Source organism: Streptomyces sp. CAI-85 (assembly GCF_013363615.1).
Taxonomy (GTDB): domain Bacteria; phylum Actinomycetota; class Actinomycetes; order Streptomycetales; family Streptomycetaceae; genus Streptomyces; species Streptomyces antibioticus_B.
In genome coordinates this window covers 13,134-32,804 of record NZ_JAANNX010000057.1, presented here as the reverse complement: position 1 = coordinate 32,804, position 19,671 = coordinate 13,134, and the positions used below count along the sequence as shown (strand labels likewise).

Here is a 19,671-nt window from a genome sequence, read left to right as displayed (position 1 = left end):
GGCCGACGGCCTTGCCGATCGCGGCGTAGGGCCGGCGGCCGTCCTCCTGGAGCTGTTCGATGATGGCGAGGCTGACGGCATCCGGGGAGCCGTTCCTGGACTCGCGGGAGTCCCGCTGCTCTGCGCTTCGACTGGCCACGACCTCACTGTGCACGACGTCTCGACAGTTCCGCAAGGTCGCTGCGATGAAATTCGTTGTCTACGTGACCGAAGTCTACGGATTTCGCAGTCTTGGCGGGATCGGGGGTGTTGAAAACGTGGGGCGGCGGATTAGGGTGGATGTCTCAGCCCTTGGACACCCGCCACGGGGACCAGTCATGGGACACCCTGCGAACTTGGAGGAGCGGCAGTGAGCACCGAGCTGCGTCGTCTGCGCAACTACATCGACGGTGAGTTCCGGGACGCCGCCGACGGACGGACCACCGAGGTGGTCAACCCCGCGACCGGCGAGGCGTACGCGACCGCGCCGCTGTCCGGACAGGCGGACGTCGACGCCGCGATGGCCGCTGCCGCCGCGGCCTTCCCGGCCTGGCGGGACACCACGCCCGCCGAGCGCCAGAAGGCCCTGCTCAAGATCGCGGACGCGTTCGAGGAGCGGGCCGAGGACCTCATCGCGGCCGAGGTGGAGAACACGGGCAAGCCGGTCGGGCTGACCCGCTCCGAGGAGATCCCGCCGATGGTCGACCAGATCCGCTTCTTCGCGGGCGCGGCCCGGATGCTGGAGGGGCGCTCGGCCGGCGAGTACATGGACGGCATGACCTCGATCGTGCGCCGTGAGCCGGTCGGCGTCTGCGCGCAGGTCGCGCCCTGGAACTACCCGATGATGATGGCCGTGTGGAAGTTCGCGCCGGCGCTCGCGGCGGGCAACACGGTCGTCCTCAAGCCGTCGGACACCACTCCCGCCTCCACCGTCCTGATCGCCGAGATCATCGGCTCGATCCTGCCCAAGGGCGTCTTCAACGTCGTCACCGGCGACCGCGACACCGGCCGGCTGATGGTCGAGCACCCGACCCCCGCCATGGCCTCCATCACCGGGTCCGTGCGCGCGGGCATGTCCGTCGCCGAGTCGGCCTCCAAGGACCTCAAGCGTGTCCACCTGGAGCTGGGCGGCAAGGCGCCGGTCGTCGTCTTCGAGGACACCGACATCGCCAAGGCCGTCGAGGACATCTCCGTGGCGGGCTACTTCAACGCGGGCCAGGACTGTACGGCGGCCACGCGCGTGCTGGTGCAGGAGTCCATCCACGACGAGTTCGTGGCGGCGCTGGCCAAGGCCGCCGCCGAGACCAAGACCGGGCAGCCCGACGACGAGGACGTCCTCTACGGGCCGCTCAACAACCCCAACCAGCTCCAGCAGGTCTCCGGCTTCATCGAGCGGTTGCCCGCCCACGCCAAGGTCGAGGCCGGCGGTCAGCGGGTCGGCGACAAGGGCTACTTCTACGCCGCGACGGTCGTCTCCGGGCTCAAGCAGGACGACGAGATCATCCAGAACGAGGTCTTCGGACCGGTCATCACCGTCCAGTCCTTCACGGACGAGGACCAGGCCGTGGAGTGGGCCAACGGCGTCGACTACGCCCTCGCCTCCTCGGTGTGGACCAAGGACCACGGCCGTGCGATGCGCATGTCCAAGAAGCTCGACTTCGGCTGTGTGTGGATCAACACCCACATCCCGCTGGTCGCCGAGATGCCCCACGGCGGCTTCAAGAAGTCCGGCTACGGCAAGGACCTCTCGGGCTACGGCTTCGAGGACTACACCCGCATCAAGCACGTGATGACGTCCCTGGACGCGTAGCGCTCCGCGGGTCCACCCGCACTGTCCGGCCCCGGACGGGATCAGGATCCCGGTCGGGGCCGGTGTGCGTGCCGCGTTCCTGTCGGGGGCGATGCGTGTGCTGAGTTGCTGAGCGGGGGCGGCGCGTGCGTCGAGTTTCTCTCCGGGGGCGGCGTTCCGCTGGGGGCGGGGGAGCGTACCCGCGGCTCTGTCCGGAGCCGCGTGCGTGCTGGGTTCCCGGCGCGGGCTGGTGCCGGATGTCGCGCTTCTGTCCAGGGCGATGCGTGTGCCGCGTCCCCGTTCGGGGTTGGCGTGTGTGTCGACTTCCGGTGCGGGCTGATGTGCTGCGGTTCTGTCCGCGGGCGGCGCGCGTGTGGAGTTTCTGTCCGGGGCGTGTGCGCTGGGTTCCGGTGCGGGCGGGTGAGCGTGCCGCGGACCCGTCCGGGGACGCGTGTGCGGGGGTTCTGGTGCGGGCTGATGGCGTGTGCTGCCGTTTTGTCCGGGCGGCGGTGTGCCGAGTTTCCGTCCAGGGTGCGACTCGCGTGCCGAGTTCTCGTTCCGGCTGATGCGCGTGCCGCGGTTCTGAACGGGGCGGTGCGCGTGCCGGGTGCCCTTCTTGGCTGGTGCGCGTGCCGGGTTCCCGTTCGGGCCGATGTCCGTGCGCCGTGTCCCGTCCGGGGCGATGTGCGTGCGACCGTGTCCCGCCCCGGGGCGATGTGCGTGCCTCATGTTTCTGTTCGGGGTCGCCAGGAAGGGCGGACCGGCGGGGGCCCGTGATCGACAGGGTGTCGGGTTCCTGGTGGGGGGATGGACGGTGCGTCGATTGTTCCGGGGTGGGGGGCGGGGCATGCTGGCCGCGTGTCCCAGACTTCCTCGCTTCAGCGCGCCGTGTCCCGCCGGTCCCTGCTGCGTGCCCTCGGTGGTACCGCCGCTCTCGGCGCCCTCGCCGGCTGCGGGGTGCAGGCCGCGTACGTCCAGCCCGGTGACCGGGCCGGGGTCGATCTCTCCGCCACCGACAAGCGGCTGACCTGGGCCAACTGGCCGCTCTACATCGACACGGACGACGAGAACTCGACGAAGCGACCTACGCTCGACGCCTTCGAGCGGAGCACCGGCATCAGCGTCGACTACGTCGAGGAGATCAACGACAACGACGAGTTCTTCGGGAAGATCAGCCCCGCGCTGATGAACCACCAGCAGACCGGCCGCGACCTCATCGTCATCAGCGACTGGATGTGCGCGCGGTTCGTCCGGCTCGGCTGGGTCCAGGAGATGGACCGGTCCGCCCAGCCCAACATCGCCGCCCACCTGGACCCCTTGCTGCGCTCGCCCGCCTTCGACCCGGGCCGCGTCCACACCGTGCCCTGGCAGTCCGGCATCACCGGCATCGCCTACAACCGCCGCAAGCTGGGCCGCGACATCCACAGCGTCTCCGAACTGTGGGCCGACGACCTCAAGGGCCGCGTCACCCTGCTGTCCGGCCTCGACGAGGCGTTCGCGCTGCTCATGCAGGGCAACGGCGTCGACATCACCCGCTGGACCGCCGACGACTTCCACACCGTGTGCGACCAGGTGGAGAAGAACGTCGACAAGGGCCAGATCCGCCGCTTCACCGGCAACGACTACACCAAGGACCTGGTCAGCGGGGACGTCCTCGCCTGTCAGGCGTACTCCGGTGACGTCATCCAGCTCCAGGCCGACAACCCCGACATCCGCTTCGTCGTCCCCGAGGAGGGCGCGGAGCTGTGGTCGGACTCCCTGATGATCCCCGACCTCGCCCGGCACAAGACCAACGCCGAACGGCTCGTCGACTACTACTACGACCCCGAGGTCGCCGCCGAACTCGCGGCCTGGGTCAACTACGTCTGCCCGGTACCCGCCGCCCAGGCCGTCCTCGCCGACTCCGACGACGAGGACACCGCCGCCCTCGCCGAGAACCCGCTGATCTTCCCCGACGCGACGATGCGCGGCCGCCTGGCGATCGCCCGGGACATCGAGTCGACGGAACGCGTCGAGTTCACCAAGCGGTGGAACTCGATCGTCGGGCTCTGAGAGCAGGGCTTCGCGTCCGGCGGGCGGAAATCCGCTGGAGGGTCCCATTCGCCCCGTCCTATAGTCCCCGCATGCGTGTCCCCTACCCCCGAACCCCTCATCTGCCCTGGTCACCGGGTGCCTCCGCCGACGATGTGCGGGTCGGCGGGCTGGGCGGGTTCGTGGGGCGGGAGGTCGTGGTCACCGAGAAGCTCGACGGGGAGAACACCACGCTGTACGCGGACGGGCTGCACGCGCGGTCCGTGGACTCCGCGCACCATCCGTCCCGGGCCTGGCTCAAGGCCCTGCACGGGCGGATCGCGGACCGGATACCGGCGGGGTGGCGGGTCTGCGGGGAGAACCTCTACGCCCGGCACTCAATCCCCTACGACACCCTGGACGGCTACCGAACGCTTGCCCGGTGCTCCACCCTTCAGGGTGGCGGTGCCGGGGATCGCGTCCAGGGCAGTGACAACACCGCTAAGGTCGCCTTGTCGGGTGACGAAGTTGCCCGGCCTACCGCCGGACGGGCGGGAAGTCAGGCCTGCGGAGGCCATGTAAGACCGACCCTTACGGGTCGGCAGAGGCCTGTGAAACAGGAACCCGTGGTGGTGCTGCGGAGCAGCGCGGACCGGAATCACGTGCTCTCGGGCAGGTGAGGACGTCAATTCTACGGCTTCTCCGTGTTGTTGCGGGCCGACCCCGCAAGGGCCGTACGGTCGAACCAGTCCAGGCAGCGGTCGGGCCCGTCTTACTGACGGGCTGTCTGGGCCTGCCCGACCACGACGCGCTCGGGCGGCACGGCGACGCCCGCCTCGCCGGTGTGCTCGCCGCGCTGCTGCATCGCACGCCCCGCGCCCGGCTCGCGGCCCGGACCGCCGCCACCCTGGGCGTGCCACTCGCGCGGCGGGTCGCCGACCTGGTCGGGCTGCACACCGCGCTGCACCGGCCGTACCCGGACGCGGAGCGGCGCGCCGGGCTGGTCCGGATGTCGTTCGCCGCCGACCTGGGCGTCCTGCACGCCGTCGCCGGAGCGGTCGCGGCGGAGCAGGACGCGCGGGAGCAGGTGGAGTGGTCCGCGCTGCACGCGGAGGAGGCCGGGCTGCTCGGCACGGCTCCGCTCGGGCCGCTGCGGGCCGGGCTGCGCGAGGCGCTGGAGCGCGACGGGATCCGCGGCGCGGCCGCCGACCGCTGCTGGGCCGAGACCCGCGAGGCGTACGCGCGCGGGCGGGCCGCCACGGTCGAGGAGGCCGTCGCGGCGACCTGGCGGTGGCGCGCCGGGGACTTCCCCCGGCTGCTGCACCTGGTGGGACCGTCCGGCAGCGGCAAGAGCGCCTTCGCGGGACGCGTCGACGGCACGGTCGTGTCCCTGGACGGGCTGCGCGCGGCACGCGGCTCACGGGCCGACCAGAAGGCCAACGGGGAGGTGCTCCGGGAGGGCCTGGACCGGCTGGACGGCGCCCTCGCCGCGGGCGGCACGGTCGTCTGGGACGCCACCTCGCTCAACCCGCACCAGCGCTCCCTGGTGCACGGCGTCGCCCGCCGCCGCGACGCGCTGATCACGCACGCCGTACTGCTCACGGACGAGGACGAACTCCTACGGCGCAACGCCGGCCGCGCCCATCCGGTGCCGTCCGACGTCCTCAGGGACCAGCTCCGCCGGTTCGTGCCGCCGTACCCCGGCCAGGCGCACCGCACCTGGTACGCGGGCGCGGACGGCACCGTCGCCGACCGCGACGGCACACTGGAAGCGGACGGGGAGGACGTCTGATGCGCACCAGCGAGGAGATCTACCACCGGGTGCGCTGGGACGCGCGGTTCGACCCCGCGCGGTTCGTGCTCGGCGTCAACCAGCGCGGCGCCGCGCCCAAGCGGGTGCCGCTGCCCGCGTTCGTGCCGGGCGGCGAGATCCCCTGGCACCGGGTGCTGTTCGTGGAGGCGGACGGCGAACTGGTGTGGGACCGCGCGACGGGCGTGGACCGCATCGACGAGTCCCGCGCCGGCCGGGTGCGCGACCCCCGGCGGCTGACGGCACCCTTCTTCACCGCGCGCGTGCCGCACGCCTGGGACCCGGCCGCCGGACGCTGGACCCCGGCGGAGCCCGCCACCCGGGAGCCGGGCCCGGCCGGGGTGCGGGTGCTGACCTGGAACACGCTGTGGGACCGCTACGACAGCCACCGCATCGACACCGCCCTGCGCCGCCCGCTGCTGCTGGCCGCCCTGGAGCGCGCCGACGCGGACGTGATCGCCCTCCAGGAGGTCGAGGCACCGCTGCTCGCCCTGCTCCTGGCCGCCCCCTGGGTACGGGCCCACCACACCCTCGGCACCGACCCCTACGGCAAGGACGTCGACGGCCACGGGCTGCTCCTGCTCAGCAGGCTCCCCGTAAGGGAGGCGGCCGTGCACGCGCTCGGCCCGCACAAGGGCGTGACCGCCGTCGTCGTCGACACCGCGTCCGGGCCGCTGACCGTGGCCGCCACCCATCTGACGAGCGACCACTCCGAGGCCGGGCCCGCCCGGCGCGAGGCCGAACTGAACCGGCTCGCCGAGGGGTTGGCCGGGGTGCCGGGCGGTCTGGTGCTGGCCGGCGACTTCAACGACGGCGGCCCCGGCCCGGCCCGTACCCTCGGCCTGCTCGACGCCTGGACCGAGACGCACGGCCCGCACGACGACACGCCCACCTTCGACCCCGGTGCCAACCCGCTGGCCGCCGTCTCCTCGCTGAGCGGCCGCGTCTCCCGCCTCGACCGGATCTTCGTACGGCCCACCGACGCCCACGCCCCGGCCGGCGCCGACGGGCTCCAGGTGACGGGTGCGGCGCTGCTCGGCGACACCCCCACCCCGGAAGGGCTGTTCGTCTCCGACCACTACGGGGTCGTCGCCGACCTCGGCATCGGCGCGAGCACCGGCACCGGCACGGCGACCGACGTCCTCGACGTGGCGCAGACGCCCCGCACCGCCCTGGCGTGGATCCCGCCGCGCGCGCTGTGGCCGGCCCTCCAGGACGTGCGCCGGGACCACGACGTGCAGATCCGGCGCTGGCCGCCCCATGTCAACGTGCTGTTCGGCTTCGTCCCCGAGGCGGACTTCGAGCGGGCGGCACCGCTGCTCGCCGCGGCCGCCGCGCAGGTCGAGCCGTTCACCGCAAGGCTGGAGGGGCTGCGCACCTTCGCCCACCGGCACGGCACCACCGTCTGGCTGGACCCGGCGGCGGACGACGGGACGCCGTGGGCCGAACTGTGGCGGGCGCTCGCGCGGCGCTTCCCGCGCTGCCGAGGCCGGCATTCCGCGTTCACCCCGCATCTGAGCCTCGGCCGCAGCGGCGATCCGCAGGCCGTCCTCGTCGACTGCGCGGCCCGTCTCGGCCCCATGACGGCCCGGGTCGGCGAGCTGGTCCTGCTGTCCCGGCGGGGCGACGAGCCGATGCGCCCGCGTGCCACGGTCGCCCTCGGCACCGGCGAGGTCCGGTGGCTGCCCGAGCCCGCCGTCGGCCGCCCCGACCGGGACTGGGAGGACTGGGCCACGCCCGCCGCCGGCCGACGGGTCCTGGCCGCCACGGACGACGCGGCCGCCGACCGGGTCGTACGGGCTCTCGCCGACGCGCTCGCGCCCGACGGCGGCGTGGTGTGGCTCGCCGGGTCGCGGCGCATGAGGTGCGCCACGGCGGGAGCCGACCTGGACCTGGTCGCGGCACTGCCCGGCACGGCGGACCTCGCCGCCGTGGGGGAGCGGGTGCGGGCCGCGCTGCCGGGTGCCGAGCGGGTGCGGGAGGTCGTCGGCGCCCGGGTGCCGGGGCTGCGGTTCCGTGCCGAGGGGCTCGACGTGGACCTGGTGGTCGTGGCCACCGGGACGCTGCCCGCCCGGGACGCAGTGGCCCGGAGGGCCGGACTGGGCGAGGCGGCGGCGGTCGCGCTGAGCGCGGTGTCCGACGCGGACGCGATCCTGGCGGCGACCGGTACGGCGGCCGTGTCGGCCGTGTCGGCCGTGTCCCGGTTCGCGGAGCTGGCGCGGGGCGTGAAGGCGTGGGCGGCGGCGCGCGGGCTGGACGGGGCGCCGTTCGGCGGGCTGCCCGGTGTCGCGTGGGCGGTCCTCGCGGCCCGTACGGTCCGGGAGGCGCCCGCCGACACCGCCGCGGGGGAGCTGCTGCGGCGGTTCTTCGGCACCTGGGCGGCGTGGGACTGGCGCGAGCCCGTCGCCCTCACCGGCGACGCCGACGCCACCGGCGCGCCCCTGACCGTGCTGACACCCTCCTCGCCCGTCCGCTCCTGCACCGAACAGGTCGGCCCGGGCGGCCGGGACCTGCTGAGCCAGGAGCTGTACCGGGCCTGGGAGACCGTCGAGGACGCGTCCGCCACCGGCACCGATCCGTGGCCCGCGCTGCTGTCCCCGCCGCCCCTGCACCGACGGCACGCCGCCTGGGCCGTGGTGACCGTGACGCCCCGTCGTCCGGAGGACTCCGACGAGCTGAACGGACGGGTCCGCGGCCGGATGCGCGCACTGCTCGGCGCGCTGGAGGAGGCGGGCGTCCGGGACGCGCACGCCTGGCCGAGGGCGCTGCCCGCGACTCCGGAGGGCGCCCGCTGTCTGATCGGGCTCGGCCGTACGCCTCCCGGCGCGGAGCGGCTCGCGGAGATCGCCGCCCGCTGGGGCACCGGGCTGCCCGGGGTCGAGGTGACGTACGCGGAGGGTGGAGCGGTCTCCACCCTGCCCTGATCACCCGCGTCCGGCGTCGTCCCCGTGCGCCCGCTCGTTGACCACCCCGAACGGGATGTGGACGCTCGGGGTCGTCGGCGCCGTGCCCTCCAGATGGCTCACCTGGTCGTCGAAGAAGATGTGCGGCCGGAGCACCTCCATGATCGTGCCCTTGTCGATGCCGCCCAGGAAGAACGCGTCGTTGACGGTGACGCCCCAGTTGTCCAGGCTCAGCACGGCGCGCTCGTGCGAGGGCGCGTTGCGGGCCGTGACGATGGAGACGTGCACACGGATCGCGTACTCCGGGTCGGTCCTGCGCCGCGCCTCCTCCGCCCGCTGGAGCTTGTTGATGTCGCGCAGGAAGTCCCGCAGCGGGCCCGCGTCATGAGGGGTCGCCACGTTCACGGTCTCGTGCGTGCGGAAGCCCTCCAGACCGCCCTGCTGGAACACCCGCTCCGACTCGTCGCCCGCCAGGACGCCGTCGAAGTCGAAGGCGATCCGCAGATCGTGGTCGTCGGGGTCGTCGTCCACGGCGGACCCCAGGACCCGGCCCGCGGGCAGCCCCCGGGCCACCGCCTCCCGTACGTCGTCGGCGTCGGCGGAGAGGAAGAGGGACATGTGCAGCGCCGGCATGAACCGGAACGGCGCCCGGCCCTGCATGAAGACGGCACGGGTTATCGGCAGGCCGTGGGCGTTGATCGAGCGCATCACCCGCAGGCCCGTGTCGGGGTCGTTGCGCGACAGGATGATCACCTCGACCAGCGGATCGCCGTCCGGGCTCAGGTCGTTGAGGGACAGCAGCCGGCGGATGAAGGGGAACGCGACCCCGGGCCGCAGCGTGCTGTCGAGGTGGGCGCGCTGGTAGGCGCGGTAGCTCTCCTCGCCCTCCTTCCGGAACACCCCGTCCGACTCCTTGAGGTCGAACAGGGCGCTGGAGGCGATTCCGACGACCAGCCGGTTCTCCAGGCTGTACCGCGACATGAGGGCTCCCCGGGACGTCCTCGCACGTCAGCGACGCGCGCTCGCGCCGACTGTAGCCGCCCGCACACTTTGCCAGCTCTTTACAACGGGGTCCGGGGCTGTCTCGTCTCTCCGTCCGATCCGCACCACGGCCCGTGGAGACCCTCCCGGCCGCCGGGGGTGCGGACCGACGAAGGAGAGCGACTGATGCGCCGAACCGTCCTCGGATCCCTGGCCCTCGCGGCCACGGCCGTCCTCGCGGGCGCGCTGCCCGCGTTCGCCGACGGGACCCGCACCCCGAGCCCCGTCCCCACCCCCTCCGAGTCCCGCCCCGCCGAACCCCGGCCGAGCGAGACCCGCCCCGCCCAGGACGACGCGACCCCGGTCCCGGCGCCCACCCGCCCCACCGACTCACGGTCCGACCAGGTCACCGCCGTCCCGCGCGGCGGCGCCGACACCGGCGAGGTGGACGAGGCCGGGTCCGGGACCGGGGGCTCCGCCGGGCACGGCGGGCTGATCGGCGGGGGAGCGGCCGTGGTGGCCGGCGCGGCGGGCGCCGGCTTCGTCCTCGTACGCCGCCGGAGGACGACCGGCGCATGAGCCCCCTCTCCAGGCGCGTCCTGGCCGCCACGGCCCTGACCGCGCTGCTCACCACCGGCTGCGCCGGGAACGGACCGGCCCATGGACCGGCTTCCCCGCACGGACCCGCTGCCACGACCGCCCGGGACGCGCCTCCCCTCGCGCGCTCGGAACCGGTCCGGCTGCGGATCCCGGCCGTCGACGTCGACACCCCGGTCGTCCGGCTGGGACTGGCCGCCGACGGGACCGTCGAGGTGCCGCCGGTCGAGGCGGACGACCGGGCCGGCTGGTACCGGCACTCGCCGACCCCGGGGCGGACCGGCCCTTCGGTGTTCCTCGGCCATGTCACGGTCGGCCCGTACGGGGACGGCGTCTTCCGCCGGCTCGACCGGCTGCGCCGGGGCGACGCGATCGAGGCGCGCCTGGAGAACGGCACGACGGCCCGGTTCGCCGTCACCGAGGTACGGACCGTGGACAAGGCGCGGTTCCCGACGGAGGACGTCTACGGGAACGTGGACCGGCCGGAACTGCGTCTCATCACCTGCGGCGGCCCCCGCACCGGGGACGGCTACCGCGACAACGTGATCGTCTTCGCCGCCCTGGACCAGCCGGGCGGCACGGCGCCGGACAACTCCGCGGGAGAACGTTGAAACGCCCCGTCAGGTCCCGGGAGAGGGCGGCGTCCGAACTGTTCGCCGCCCTCTACCCACGGCTGGCCGGCTGGTGCCGCCGGCTGGTCGACGACGACGGGACCGCCCACGAGATCGCCTCGGAGGCGTTCACCCGGCTCTGGGCCCGCTGGACGTCCGTCGCCGAACCCCAGGGCTTCCTCTACGTCACCGCCGCCAACCTGGTCCGTGACCACTGGCGCAAGCTGGAGCGCGAGCGGCGGGCCGTGCGCCGGGTCACCGCCGAGGCCGCGGTGAGCCCGCACGCCGAGCAGAGCGATCCCTCGGTCCGGCTGCTCGTGCAGTCCCTGCCGGACCGGCTGCGCGTGCCGATCCTGCTGCACTACTACGCTGACATGCCGATCCGGGAGGTGTCCGTGCTGACCGGGCGCAAGGAAGGAACCGTCAAGGCGGATCTGCACGCGGCCCGCGAACTGCTCCGCGCCCACCTGAGGAGAAGCCTTGATCACACCCGCTGACGACTTCGCCGACGGCCCGGACCTCGACCCCGACGACCCGCTCACCGTCGTCCTGCGGCCCCCGCCCGCCGGCCGGCTCGCCCCGCCGCCCGGCCGGTACGAGGAGATCCGCCGCGGCGCCGCCCGCCGCCGGGGGCTGCGCGCGGCCGCCGGGGCCGCCGCGACCTGCGTGATCGCGGGGCTCGCGGTGCTCGTCCCGTTGCGCCTGGCCGCGGACGACACCCCGGGCGTGCCCACCGCGCCCCTCGCGCCGCCCCCGGCCACCAGGCCCTCGGTGTCGCCGCCCCCGTCGCCTGTGCCCGACGACCGGGCCACGGCGGTCCCTTCCCAGGGGACCGGGGGCCGCGATGCCCGCGCCGCCACCGATGCGCCCCGCCCGGTCCCGAGCCGCACCACGCCACCGAGCCCGACTCCGAGCCCTGAGGACGCGTCGGGGCGGGATCTCCGCCGGGCCACGGCACCGGCGGAGCGGTCGCCCACCGCCTCGGAGGCGCGGTCGGAGCGCTGAGGCGGCCCGGTCAGGGGTGCCCGTGCGCGCCCTCGTCCTCGCCGTGGCCGGCCGGCGGTGCGGTCGGTCCCGCCCCGGCGGTCACCGTGAACGCCGCCGTCCGCACCTCGCCGGCCACCTTGAAGTCCAGGAACAGCCGGTAGGTGCCCGCGCTCGGCGTGGTCGCGGCGAAGGACACCGCCGGTCCCGAGGTGGCGTCGCCCTCGGCCGCGTCGTGCGGGTGGACGTGCAGATAGGCCAGGTCGCCGGAGCGCAGGGCGACCAGATGGCCGTAGGCGCCGAGATAGGGCTGGAGGCGGGTGACCGGGTCGCCGTGGGCGTCGCGGACGGTGAACGTCAGGTCGCTCTCCCGGCCGGGGGTGAGCGAGCCGTCGAGGGTGACGGTGTAGCCGTCCACCGTGGCGGTCGGTGCGGGCGGCGGCAGCTCCCTGGCGGTGTACCGGCCGGTGACCGTCAGGTCGGCGCCGAGCGTGAGGCCCTTCTCGGCGCCGCTCGGCACGAAGTCCGCGAAGACGCGGTACGCGCCCGCCGCCGGGAGGGCGACCGGCGTGCTCCAGGTTCCGTCGGCGGCCCTGACCGGGTGCAGATGGCGGTACGTCGTCAGGTCGCGCGAGGCGACGATCAGGTGGAGCTGTTTGCCGTGGGCCCGGTCGAAGGCGGTGACCGCGTCGCCGCGGGCGTCCCGGACGACGAACTCCAGCGTGCCGGGGCGGCCGGCCGCCAGCGCGGTGGTCCGCAGGTCCAGGGTCAGGCCGCGCTCGGAGACCTGGAGCCCCGCGGGGGCCTCCACGCGGGCCGGTGGATCGTGGCTCTCGCCGTGCGCGGCGGGTTCGGGGTCCGTGTCCAGCGGCCCGATCCCCACGCCGATGCCGTAGGCGGCGCCGAAGGCGACCCCGAGCGCCGCCGTGAACAGGCCGATCCTCTGGAGGGAATTCATCGCGGGCTCCCGTCCTGGCTCTATACCCATGGGGGGTATCTGTTTCGGTAGGGCACAGCCTATACCCCATGGGGGTATGGCGAAAGCGGAAAGATTTTTGAACGCGTTCAATTACTGGCGTAGGGTGATCTCCATGAGCGACAGAGCCGCCCTGCTGAAGGGCATCCGCGCCTGGCTGGTCTTCTTCGTGGTGTGCCTGGTGCTGAGCGGCGCCACGGCCTTCCCCCTCGTCCATGAACTGCGCTGGACCGAGGACCTGTTGCGGGCGCTGTCCGTGCCGGAGCATCTGCCCGCCGCCATGGACTGGATCGTGCGGGTCCGTCAGGGACTCGACACCGCCGACGCCGAGTACCCGTTCCTGCTCTACGGCACGGACTGGCTGGCCTTCGCCCATCTCGTCATCGCGGTCGCCTTCTACGGGCCGTACCGCGACCCGGTCCGCAACATCTGGGTGATCGAGTTCGCGATGATCGCCTGCGCCGGGATCATTCCGCTGGCGCTGATCTGCGGACCGGTCCGGGGGATCCCCTTCTGGTGGAGCGTGATCGACATGTCGTTCGGGGTCTTCGGGGTGATCCCGCTGTATGTCGTCCGCGAGAAGATCAAGAAGCTGGAGCGGCTCGGGCCGAACTCCTGGGCCGTGGCCGCCGCTTGAGTCGTTGTCCGAGCTTTCCTCGGAGGGCTAGCCCTCCTTGCGTACGGCGGTCAGGGTGTCGATGCGGTTGGTGGTGATCGAGTCGACGCCCAGCGCGACGAGGCGCCGCATCGAGCGCCGGGTGTCCGGTGTCCACACGGAGAGCAGATGACCGCCGTCGTGGACCCGGGCCGCGAGGTCCCTGTCGGCCAGGGAGAAGCGGTAGTTGAGCCAGCGCGGCTGCACCGCCGCCAGCAGGACGGGGCGCGGCGGCGCCAGGCTCGTCCAGGTCAGGGCGATCTCGGCGGACGGGTCGGCCGCGCGCACGGCGAGCATCGCGGTGGCGTCGGCGCAGTAGTAGACGCGGTCGGCGGCCCCCGCCTCCCGTACGGCGTCCACCACCCGGCGGGCCATGCGCGGCTCCCGGGTGCCGGGCAGGTCGATCATCACCCGGGCACCCTCGGTCGCCGCGAGCGCCTCCGCGAGGGCCGGCACCCGGCCGGCGGTCAGCCCGGTCACCTCGGCCGCCGACAGCGAGGTCAGCGGCCGGTCCAGTTCCCACAGCCGCTTCAGCGTCGCGTCGTGCAGCAGCACGGGCACGCCGTCCCGGGTGAGCCGTACGTCGATCTCGACGGCGTCCGCGCCGCGGTCGAGCGCGGAACGCAGCGAGTCGATCGTGTTCTCACGGAAGCGGTACGGGTCGCCGCGGTGGGCCACGGCAGTCACGGTCTGCATGGGGCCATTGTGGCGGTCAGGGGGCGAGCCAGCGGGCCGTGTAGGTGTCGATCTCGTCCCTGATCCGGGCCTTGCCGGGCGCGTCGAGGAAGGACGCCTCGACCGCGTTCTTCGCCAGGCCGGCGAGGCCGCGCTCGTCGAGGCCGAGCAGCCGGGCGGCGACCGCGTACTCGTTGTTGAGGTCGGTGCCGAACATCGGCGGGTCGTCGGAGTTGATCGTGACCAGGACGCCGGCCCGCACGAACTCCTTGACCGGGTGCTCGTCCAGGGTGCGCACCGCGCGGGTGGCGATGTTGGAGGTCGGGCACACCTCCAGCGCGATGCGGTGCTCGGCGAGGTGCGCGAGCAGCTTCTCGTCCCGCGCGGAGCTGGTGCCGTGTCCGATGCGCTCGGCCCGCAGATGGGTGAGCGCGTCCCACACGGTCTCCGGTCCCGTGGTCTCGCCGGCGTGCGGCACGGAGTGCAGCCCGGCGGCGATGGCCCGGTCGAAGTAGGGCTTGAACTGCGGGCGCGGTACGCCGATCTCGGGGCCGCCGAGCCCGAAGGAGACCAGGCCCTCCGGGCGGATCCGGTCGGAGGTGGCGAGCCGCGCGGTCTCCTCGGCGGCTTCGAGGCCCGCCTCGCCGGGGATGTCGAAGCACCAGCGCAGTACGGTCCCGAACTCCGCCTCGGCCGCCTTGCGCGCGTCCTCGATCGCCTCCATGAACGCCCGCTCGTCGATCCCGCGCCGGGTCGAGGAGAACGGCGTGATGGTCAGCTCGGCGTAGCGCACCTGCTGCCGGGCCAGGTCGCGGGCGACCTCGAAGGTGAGCAGCCGGACGTCCTCCGGGGTGCGGATCAGGTCCACGACCGACAGATACACGTCGATGAAGTGCGCGAAGTCGGTGAACGTGAAGTAGTCGACCAGGGCCTCGGGGTCCGTCGGCACCTTGGAGTCGGGGTGCCGGGCGGCCAGCTCGGAGACGATCCGGGGGGAGGCGGAGCCGACGTGATGGACGTGCAGTTCGGCCTTGGGCAGCCCCGCGATGAAGCCGTGCAGATCACGGGCGCCGGCATCCGCGGTGGGGCCCGCGGGCACGGCCGGCACGTCGGAGGCGTCGAAACGATCGGTCAAGGTGGTCCTCCCCGGGACAGCGCCCCGGGCCAGGGGGGCCGGACGGGACGCGGATGATCGGCTGATCGATGGGTCGGGATCATCGTAGGCGCCGACGGCTCACGACACGGGCCTGCCCCGGACGGGGCCCGCCCCCCTCCGCACCCGGCCGTCCCGGGGCCGTAGCATGACGGAACGTACGACTGAGGGACTGAGGGAGGGGACACCGCGCATGTCCGACGACACGTCGACTCCGGCCGGGGACGCCGGCCGCGATCCGTGGCCCGCGCCCGCGTCCGACGGGGCGGCTCCCGAGGTGACGTTGGGCAAGGCGGACCCCTGGGCCGCGCCGGGCGGGCCCGGTGCCACCGTGGCCTCCAACGAGCCGTTGGCCCCGGCGCCGCCGTCCGTGCACGACCAGATGACCGTCACCTCCCTGCCGAGCGTCACCCCGGACACCCCGGCCCAGCCGTGGGCCAGTCCGGTCGCCCCGGTCTCCCCGCAGGTCCCGGGCGGCGGCCTCGGGTCATCCGCGCCGCCCAACCCCTTCGCGCCGCCCCCGCAGGCCGGCCCGGTTCCGCCGCCGCCCCTCTCCCCGGACGGACCGGGGCAGGTCCAGGTGCCCTACGGCTATCCCGGTGGTTACGGCTACCCGCATCATCAGCACGGCGGGTACCCCGGCTGGCCGGGTCCCGGCGGGGAGAGCAACGGCATGGGGATCACCGGGCTGGTGCTCGGGATCGTCTCGGCCGTGGTGTTCTGCCTCTGGCCGGCGGCGATCGCCCTCGGCATCATGGGCGTCGTCTTCGGCGCGATCGGCCGCGGCAAGGCGCGGCGCGGTGAGGCCACCAACGGCGGTCAGGCGCTGGCCGGGATCATCTGCGGCACGGTCGGCATCGTCCTCGGCGTGGGCCTCGGCGTCGTGTTCTTCTTCGCCCCCGCTGCCTGACACCTCCTGAGAGGTGACGCCTCCCGAGCGTCACCCCTCTCTCAGCCGCCGCCTCGCCTCCATCAGCGCGAAGCCCAGCAGGTTCGGGCCGCGCCACCGCTGCGGGTCCAGCGCGGCCTCGTCGTCCGCCGCGAGGCCGATGCCCCACACCCGGTCCACCGGGCTCGCCTCCACCAGCACCCGGTCCCCGGTGCTCAGCAGGAACGACCGCAGACCCGGGTTCGACGCGAACTTGTGGACGCTGCCCTCCACCACGATCCCGAAGCGCTCCCGCTCCCAGACCGTGTCGTCGAAGCCGCGGACCAGCCGCCCCGCCTTCTTCGCCTCCGAGGGATGCCCGGCGGCCAGCGCCGCCCGCTCCGCCTCCGCGTCACCGAAGAGGCGCGCCTTCCGCGCCATCATCCAGTGCTCCGCCGTCGCATAGGCGACCCCGTCGGCCACGAAGGGTGACGGCCACCACTGGCTCAGACAGCTCGGGCCCAGGCGGCCGTCCGGCAGCGGCCGGTGACCCCAGAAGAGCAGGTACTCGACCCGCGCCCCCGACCGGACCGCCCCGACCAGGCTTTCCGTGTCCTTGATGTCCGTGCTGTGCTCGGTCCGCTCCATGACACGCCAGCATGGCAGGCACCACTGACACTGCGTCCTGCCTTTTCCGTCCCGACTCGACACCTGGTCGACAGATTCCGTCGCGTAACCAAAAGGCAACAACGGAATCACTTGTTGGAGTGCTATCGCTCTGTCAGGATCGTCACTCAAATCGAGCTGGAGCTACGCACCCGCCCCTGTGGACAGTGGGGGCGAAGGCGGAGGAGAGGGACATGCAGGACCGGTTCCCCGCACAGGAACGATTCACGGACGGCGCCCAGTACATCGCGGGCCGTCTCACCCACGGCACCTCGGGCCGCACCCACGCGGTCGTCGACCCCGCCACCGGCGAGGAGGTCTTCACCTACGCACTCGCGTCGACCGCCGACGTGGACGCGGCCGTCGCCGCCGCCCGCGCCGCCTTCCCCGGCTGGGCCGGTACCACCCCGGGCGAGCGCTCCGACGCCCTGCACCGCTTCGCCGCCGTCCTCGCCGACCGCGCCGAGGAGTTCGCCCGCGCCGAGTCCCTCCAGTGCGGCAAGCCGCTGAAGCTGACCCGGGAGTTCGACGTCCCGGGGACGATCGACAACACCGCCTTCTTCGCCGGCGCGGCCCGTCACCTCCAGGGCCAGTCCGCGGGCGAGTACTCCGGCGACCACACCTCCTACGTCCGCCGTGAGCCCATCGGTGTCGTCGGCTCCATCGCGCCCTGGAACTACCCCCTCCAGATGGCCGCCTGGAAGATCCTCCCGGCGATCGCCGCGGGCAACACGATCGTCCTCAAGCCCGCCGAACTCACCCCGCTGACCTCCCTGCTCTTCGCCCAGGCGGCGACCGACGCCGGGATCCCGGACGGCGTGATCAACATCGTCAACGGCACCGGGCGGGAGGCCGGAGAGCACCTGGTCGGCCACCCCGACGTGGCCATGACCTCCTTCACCGGCTCCACCGGGGTCGGCAAGCGGGTCGCCGAGGTCGCCACCGCCACCGTCAAGCGCCTCCACCTGGAGCTGGGCGGCAAGGCGCCCTTCGTCGTCTTCGACGACGCCGACCTGGAGGCCGCCGTGCACGGCGCGGTCGCGGGCGCCCTCATCAACACCGGCCAGGACTGCACCGCCGCCACGCGCGCGTACGTGCAGCGGCCGCTCTACGAGGCGTTCGTCGAGCGGACGGCCGCGCTCATGGAGACCGTCCGGGTCGGCGACCCGTTCGTCCCGGGCACCGACCTCGGCCCGCTGATCTCGCACGTCCAGCGGGACCGTGTCGCCGCCTTCGTCGACCGGGCGCGCGGCTACGCGCGCGTGGTGACCGGCGGTGAGACCCCTCTGGGAGAACTCAAGAACGGCGCGTACTATCTGCCCACCCTGATCGCGGACGCGGCACAGGACAGTGAGGTCGTCCAGTCCGAGATCTTCGGGCCGGTCCTGGTCGTCCTGCCCTTCGACAGCGACGACGAGGGCCTCGCGCTGGCCAACGACACCCCCTACGGGCTCGCGGCCTCCGCGTGGACCCGGGACGTCTTCCGGGCGAACCGGGCCACCAGGGAGATCGCGGCCGGATGCGTCTGGATCAACGACCACATCCCGATCATCAGCGAGATGCCCCACGGGGGCTACAAGGCGTCCGGCTTCGGCAAGGACATGTCCGTGTACTCGTTCGAGGAGTACACGCAGGTCAAGCACGTCATGTTCGACAACACCGCGGTGGCCCGCAAGCCGTGGCACCGCACCATCTTCGGGGACTCATAAGCGACGACGACCGGCCGCTCACCCCGGCCGGACCTCCCGAAAGGGCACCACGCGCATGGAGCAGTACGAGCCCGACCGCCTGAGCCCGGCCCAGGTGGCCGCCATACGGCGCAGCTTCCGCAACGGCAGGGCGGCCCTGACCCGCCGGTCGCTGCTGCGCGCCTCCGCCGGCGGCGCGCTCACCCTGGGCGGCGTCGGGGCGCTGAGCGCCTGCGGCATCCCCGCGGCCGGCAAGACCGAGGGCGGCACGTCCGCCGAGGACCACTCGGCGAAGGAGAAGACGGTCAGCTTCTCCAACTGGACCGAGTACATGGACGTCGACGACAGCGGCAAGAGCCATCCGACGCTCGACGGGTTCACCGAGCGGACCGGTATCAAGGTCAAGTACACCGAGGACATCAACGACAACAACGAGTTCTTCGGCAAGATCAAGCCGCAGCTCGCCGCGGGCCAGGAGACCGGCCGCGATCTGATCGTCCTCACCGACTGGCTGGCCGCCCGGCTGATCCGCCTGGGGTGGGTCCAGAAACTGGACGCCTCCAACCTGCCGCACGCGTACGCCAACCTCACCCAGCAGTTCCGCAGCCCCGACTGGGACCCGGGCCGGGCGTACTCCTACCCCTGGCAGGGCATCTCCACGGTCATCGCCTACAACAAGAAGGCGCTGGACGGCGTCGAGGTGAAGTCGGTCTCCGACCTCCTCGACAACCCCAAGCTCAAGGGCCGGGTCGGCTTCCTCACCGAGATGCGCGACAGCATCGGGATGACCCTGCTGGACATGGGCAAGGACCCGGAGAAGTTCACCGACGACGACTACGACGCGGCCGTGGCCCGTATCCAGAAGGGCGTCGACAGCGGCCAGATCCGCCGCTTCACCGGCAACGACTACACCTCCGACCTCACCAGCGGGGACTTCGCGGCCTGTATCGCCTGGGCCGGCGACGTCGTCCAGCTCAAGGCGGACAGTCCGGACGTCGACTTCGTCATCCCGGACAGCGGCTACATGACGTCCAGCGACAGCATGCTGATACCCAACAAGGCGCGCCACAAGACGAACGCCGAACGGCTCATCGACTACTACTACGAGCCGGAACCGGCCGCCGAACTGGCCGCCTACATCAACTACGTCTGTCCCGTCGACGGCGTGAAGGACGATCTCGCCAGGATCGATCCGGATGCGGCGGAGAATCCGCTGATCATCCCCGACAAGGCCATGCAGGCGAAGTCCCACTCCTTCCGCTCCCTGAGCTCGAAGGAAGAGACGGCCTACGAGGCGAAGTTCGCGAAGCTCACTGGGGCGTGACG

At 73.0% G+C, this 19,671-nt stretch carries 17 protein-coding genes and 1 pseudogene; 12 read left to right on the top strand and 6 right to left on the bottom strand.

The window, feature by feature from the left end; genetic code table 11:
• Positions 1-154: AsnC family transcriptional regulator (locus G6W55_RS31420; RefSeq protein ID WP_175524108.1), on the bottom strand; the 154-nt coding region annotated here is incomplete at its 3' end.
• 195 nt (positions 155-349) lie between these two features.
• Here G6W55_RS31420 and G6W55_RS31415 point away from each other — a divergent pair.
• From G6W55_RS31415 to G6W55_RS31395, 4 genes and pseudogenes are all read left to right on the top strand, one after another.
• Complete coding sequence (locus G6W55_RS31415) at positions 350-1,789, top strand: gamma-aminobutyraldehyde dehydrogenase (RefSeq protein WP_175524107.1); 1,440 nt, start codon at positions 350-352, stop codon at positions 1,787-1,789.
• Positions 1,790-2,626: 837 nt separating this feature from the next.
• Entirely contained in the window at positions 2,627-3,820 is a 1,194-nt protein-coding gene (locus tag G6W55_RS31410) for an extracellular solute-binding protein (RefSeq protein ID WP_309243855.1), read from the top strand.
• A 71-nt stretch (positions 3,821-3,891) separates the two neighbouring features.
• Positions 3,892-5,570 (top strand): annotated as a pseudogene (locus G6W55_RS39640) (AAA family ATPase).
• The gene (locus G6W55_RS31395; RefSeq protein WP_175524105.1) at positions 5,570-8,512 is read left to right on the top strand and encodes a poly(A) polymerase; all 2,943 of its coding nucleotides are present in this window, start codon (positions 5,570-5,572) and stop codon (positions 8,510-8,512) included. The pseudogene G6W55_RS39640 and the gene G6W55_RS31395 overlap by 1 nt, the downstream one beginning before the upstream one ends.
• Here G6W55_RS31395 and G6W55_RS31390 read toward each other — a convergent pair whose 3' ends face one another.
• On the bottom strand, positions 8,513-9,472 hold the full coding sequence (locus tag G6W55_RS31390) for a 5'-nucleotidase (RefSeq protein ID WP_175524104.1): 960 nt from the start codon (positions 9,470-9,472) through the stop codon (positions 8,513-8,515).
• A gap of 186 nt (positions 9,473-9,658) precedes the next feature.
• Between G6W55_RS31390 and G6W55_RS31385 the strand changes: the two genes are divergently transcribed.
• The 4 genes from G6W55_RS31385 to G6W55_RS31370 are packed head-to-tail and all read left to right on the top strand — an operon-like array spanning position 9,659 to position 11,685.
• Positions 9,659-10,051 carry a Tat pathway signal sequence domain protein gene (locus tag G6W55_RS31385; protein ID WP_175524103.1) on the top strand — a complete coding sequence of 131 codons (393 nt, stop codon included), beginning with the start codon at positions 9,659-9,661 and terminating at the stop codon, positions 10,049-10,051.
• Positions 10,048-10,680, top strand: a complete 633-nt coding sequence (locus G6W55_RS31380; protein ID WP_175524102.1) for a class F sortase — start codon at positions 10,048-10,050, stop codon at positions 10,678-10,680. The genes G6W55_RS31385 and G6W55_RS31380 overlap by 4 nt, the downstream gene beginning before the upstream one ends.
• Positions 10,677-11,177 (top strand): RNA polymerase sigma factor, encoded by a 501-nt coding sequence (locus G6W55_RS31375; RefSeq protein ID WP_030796961.1) that lies wholly within the window; start codon positions 10,677-10,679, stop codon positions 11,175-11,177. Before G6W55_RS31380 ends, G6W55_RS31375 begins: the two co-directional genes overlap by 4 nt.
• Positions 11,161-11,685, top strand: coding sequence for a hypothetical protein (locus G6W55_RS31370; RefSeq protein ID WP_217687620.1), 525 nt, complete (start codon positions 11,161-11,163; stop codon positions 11,683-11,685). The genes G6W55_RS31375 and G6W55_RS31370 overlap by 17 nt, the downstream gene beginning before the upstream one ends.
• Positions 11,686-11,695: 10 nt before the next feature.
• On the opposite strand, the gene G6W55_RS31365 is transcribed toward G6W55_RS31370, so the two are convergent.
• Positions 11,696-12,622 carry a hypothetical protein gene (locus tag G6W55_RS31365; RefSeq protein ID WP_175524101.1) on the bottom strand — a complete coding sequence of 309 codons (927 nt, stop codon included), beginning with the start codon at positions 12,620-12,622 and terminating at the stop codon, positions 11,696-11,698.
• Positions 12,623-12,755: 133 nt separating this feature from the next.
• Between G6W55_RS31365 and G6W55_RS31360 the strand changes: the two genes are divergently transcribed.
• Positions 12,756-13,277, top strand: coding sequence for a hypothetical protein (locus G6W55_RS31360; protein WP_175524100.1), 522 nt, complete (start codon positions 12,756-12,758; stop codon positions 13,275-13,277).
• A gap of 27 nt (positions 13,278-13,304) precedes the next feature.
• Here the strand turns inward: G6W55_RS31360 and G6W55_RS31355 are convergent, their stop codons facing one another.
• Both G6W55_RS31355 and G6W55_RS31350 read right to left on the bottom strand, forming a co-directional pair.
• Positions 13,305-13,991 (bottom strand): glycerophosphodiester phosphodiesterase, encoded by a 687-nt coding sequence (locus tag G6W55_RS31355; RefSeq protein WP_175524099.1) that lies wholly within the window; start codon positions 13,989-13,991, stop codon positions 13,305-13,307.
• Positions 13,992-14,007: 16 nt separating this feature from the next.
• A complete protein-coding gene (locus G6W55_RS31350) occupies positions 14,008-15,138 on the bottom strand; it encodes an adenosine deaminase (protein ID WP_375372489.1) in 1,131 nt (376 codons plus the stop codon).
• 178 nt (positions 15,139-15,316) lie between these two features.
• On the opposite strand from G6W55_RS31350, the gene G6W55_RS31345 reads away from it, so the two are divergent.
• Positions 15,317-16,033, top strand: a complete 717-nt coding sequence (locus G6W55_RS31345) for a DUF4190 domain-containing protein (protein ID WP_175524098.1) — start codon at positions 15,317-15,319, stop codon at positions 16,031-16,033.
• Positions 16,034-16,063: 30 nt separating this feature from the next.
• Here the strand turns inward: G6W55_RS31345 and G6W55_RS31340 are convergent, their stop codons facing one another.
• The gene (locus G6W55_RS31340) at positions 16,064-16,639 is read right to left on the bottom strand and encodes an NADAR family protein (protein WP_175524097.1); all 576 of its coding nucleotides are present in this window, start codon (positions 16,637-16,639) and stop codon (positions 16,064-16,066) included.
• 212 nt (positions 16,640-16,851) lie between these two features.
• On the opposite strand from G6W55_RS31340, the gene G6W55_RS31335 reads away from it, so the two are divergent.
• A complete protein-coding gene (locus G6W55_RS31335; RefSeq protein WP_175524096.1) occupies positions 16,852-18,366 on the top strand; it encodes a gamma-aminobutyraldehyde dehydrogenase in 1,515 nt (504 codons plus the stop codon).
• A 55-nt stretch (positions 18,367-18,421) separates the two neighbouring features.
• Entirely contained in the window at positions 18,422-19,669 is a 1,248-nt protein-coding gene (locus G6W55_RS31330; RefSeq protein WP_175524095.1) for a PotD/PotF family extracellular solute-binding protein, read from the top strand.
• The last annotated feature ends 2 nt before the right edge of the window (positions 19,670-19,671 follow it).

What these genes read in the sequence shown, in the direction of transcription:
- G6W55_RS31390 (WP_175524104.1), bottom strand. Translation starts at nt 9,472, where the DNA reads ATGTCGCGGTACAGCCTGGAGAACCGGCTGGTCGTCGGAATCGCCTCC.
- G6W55_RS31365 (WP_175524101.1), bottom strand. Translation starts at nt 12,622, where the DNA reads ATGAATTCCCTCCAGAGGATCGGCCTGTTCACGGCGGCGCTCGGGGTC.
- G6W55_RS31330 (WP_175524095.1), top strand. Translation starts at nt 18,422, where the DNA reads ATGGAGCAGTACGAGCCCGACCGCCTGAGCCCGGCCCAGGTGGCCGCC.
- G6W55_RS31395 (WP_175524105.1), top strand. Translation starts at nt 5,570, where the DNA reads ATGCGCACCAGCGAGGAGATCTACCACCGGGTGCGCTGGGACGCGCGG.
- G6W55_RS31360 (WP_175524100.1), top strand. Translation starts at nt 12,756, where the DNA reads ATGAGCGACAGAGCCGCCCTGCTGAAGGGCATCCGCGCCTGGCTGGTC.
- G6W55_RS31355 (WP_175524099.1), bottom strand. Translation starts at nt 13,991, where the DNA reads ATGCAGACCGTGACTGCCGTGGCCCACCGCGGCGACCCGTACCGCTTC.
- G6W55_RS31385 (WP_175524103.1), top strand. Translation starts at nt 9,659, where the DNA reads ATGCGCCGAACCGTCCTCGGATCCCTGGCCCTCGCGGCCACGGCCGTC.
- G6W55_RS31335 (WP_175524096.1), top strand. Translation starts at nt 16,852, where the DNA reads ATGCAGGACCGGTTCCCCGCACAGGAACGATTCACGGACGGCGCCCAG.
- G6W55_RS31345 (WP_175524098.1), top strand. Translation starts at nt 15,317, where the DNA reads ATGTCCGACGACACGTCGACTCCGGCCGGGGACGCCGGCCGCGATCCG.
- G6W55_RS31340 (WP_175524097.1), bottom strand. Translation starts at nt 16,639, where the DNA reads ATGGAGCGGACCGAGCACAGCACGGACATCAAGGACACGGAAAGCCTG.
- G6W55_RS31380 (WP_175524102.1), top strand. Translation starts at nt 10,048, where the DNA reads ATGAGCCCCCTCTCCAGGCGCGTCCTGGCCGCCACGGCCCTGACCGCG.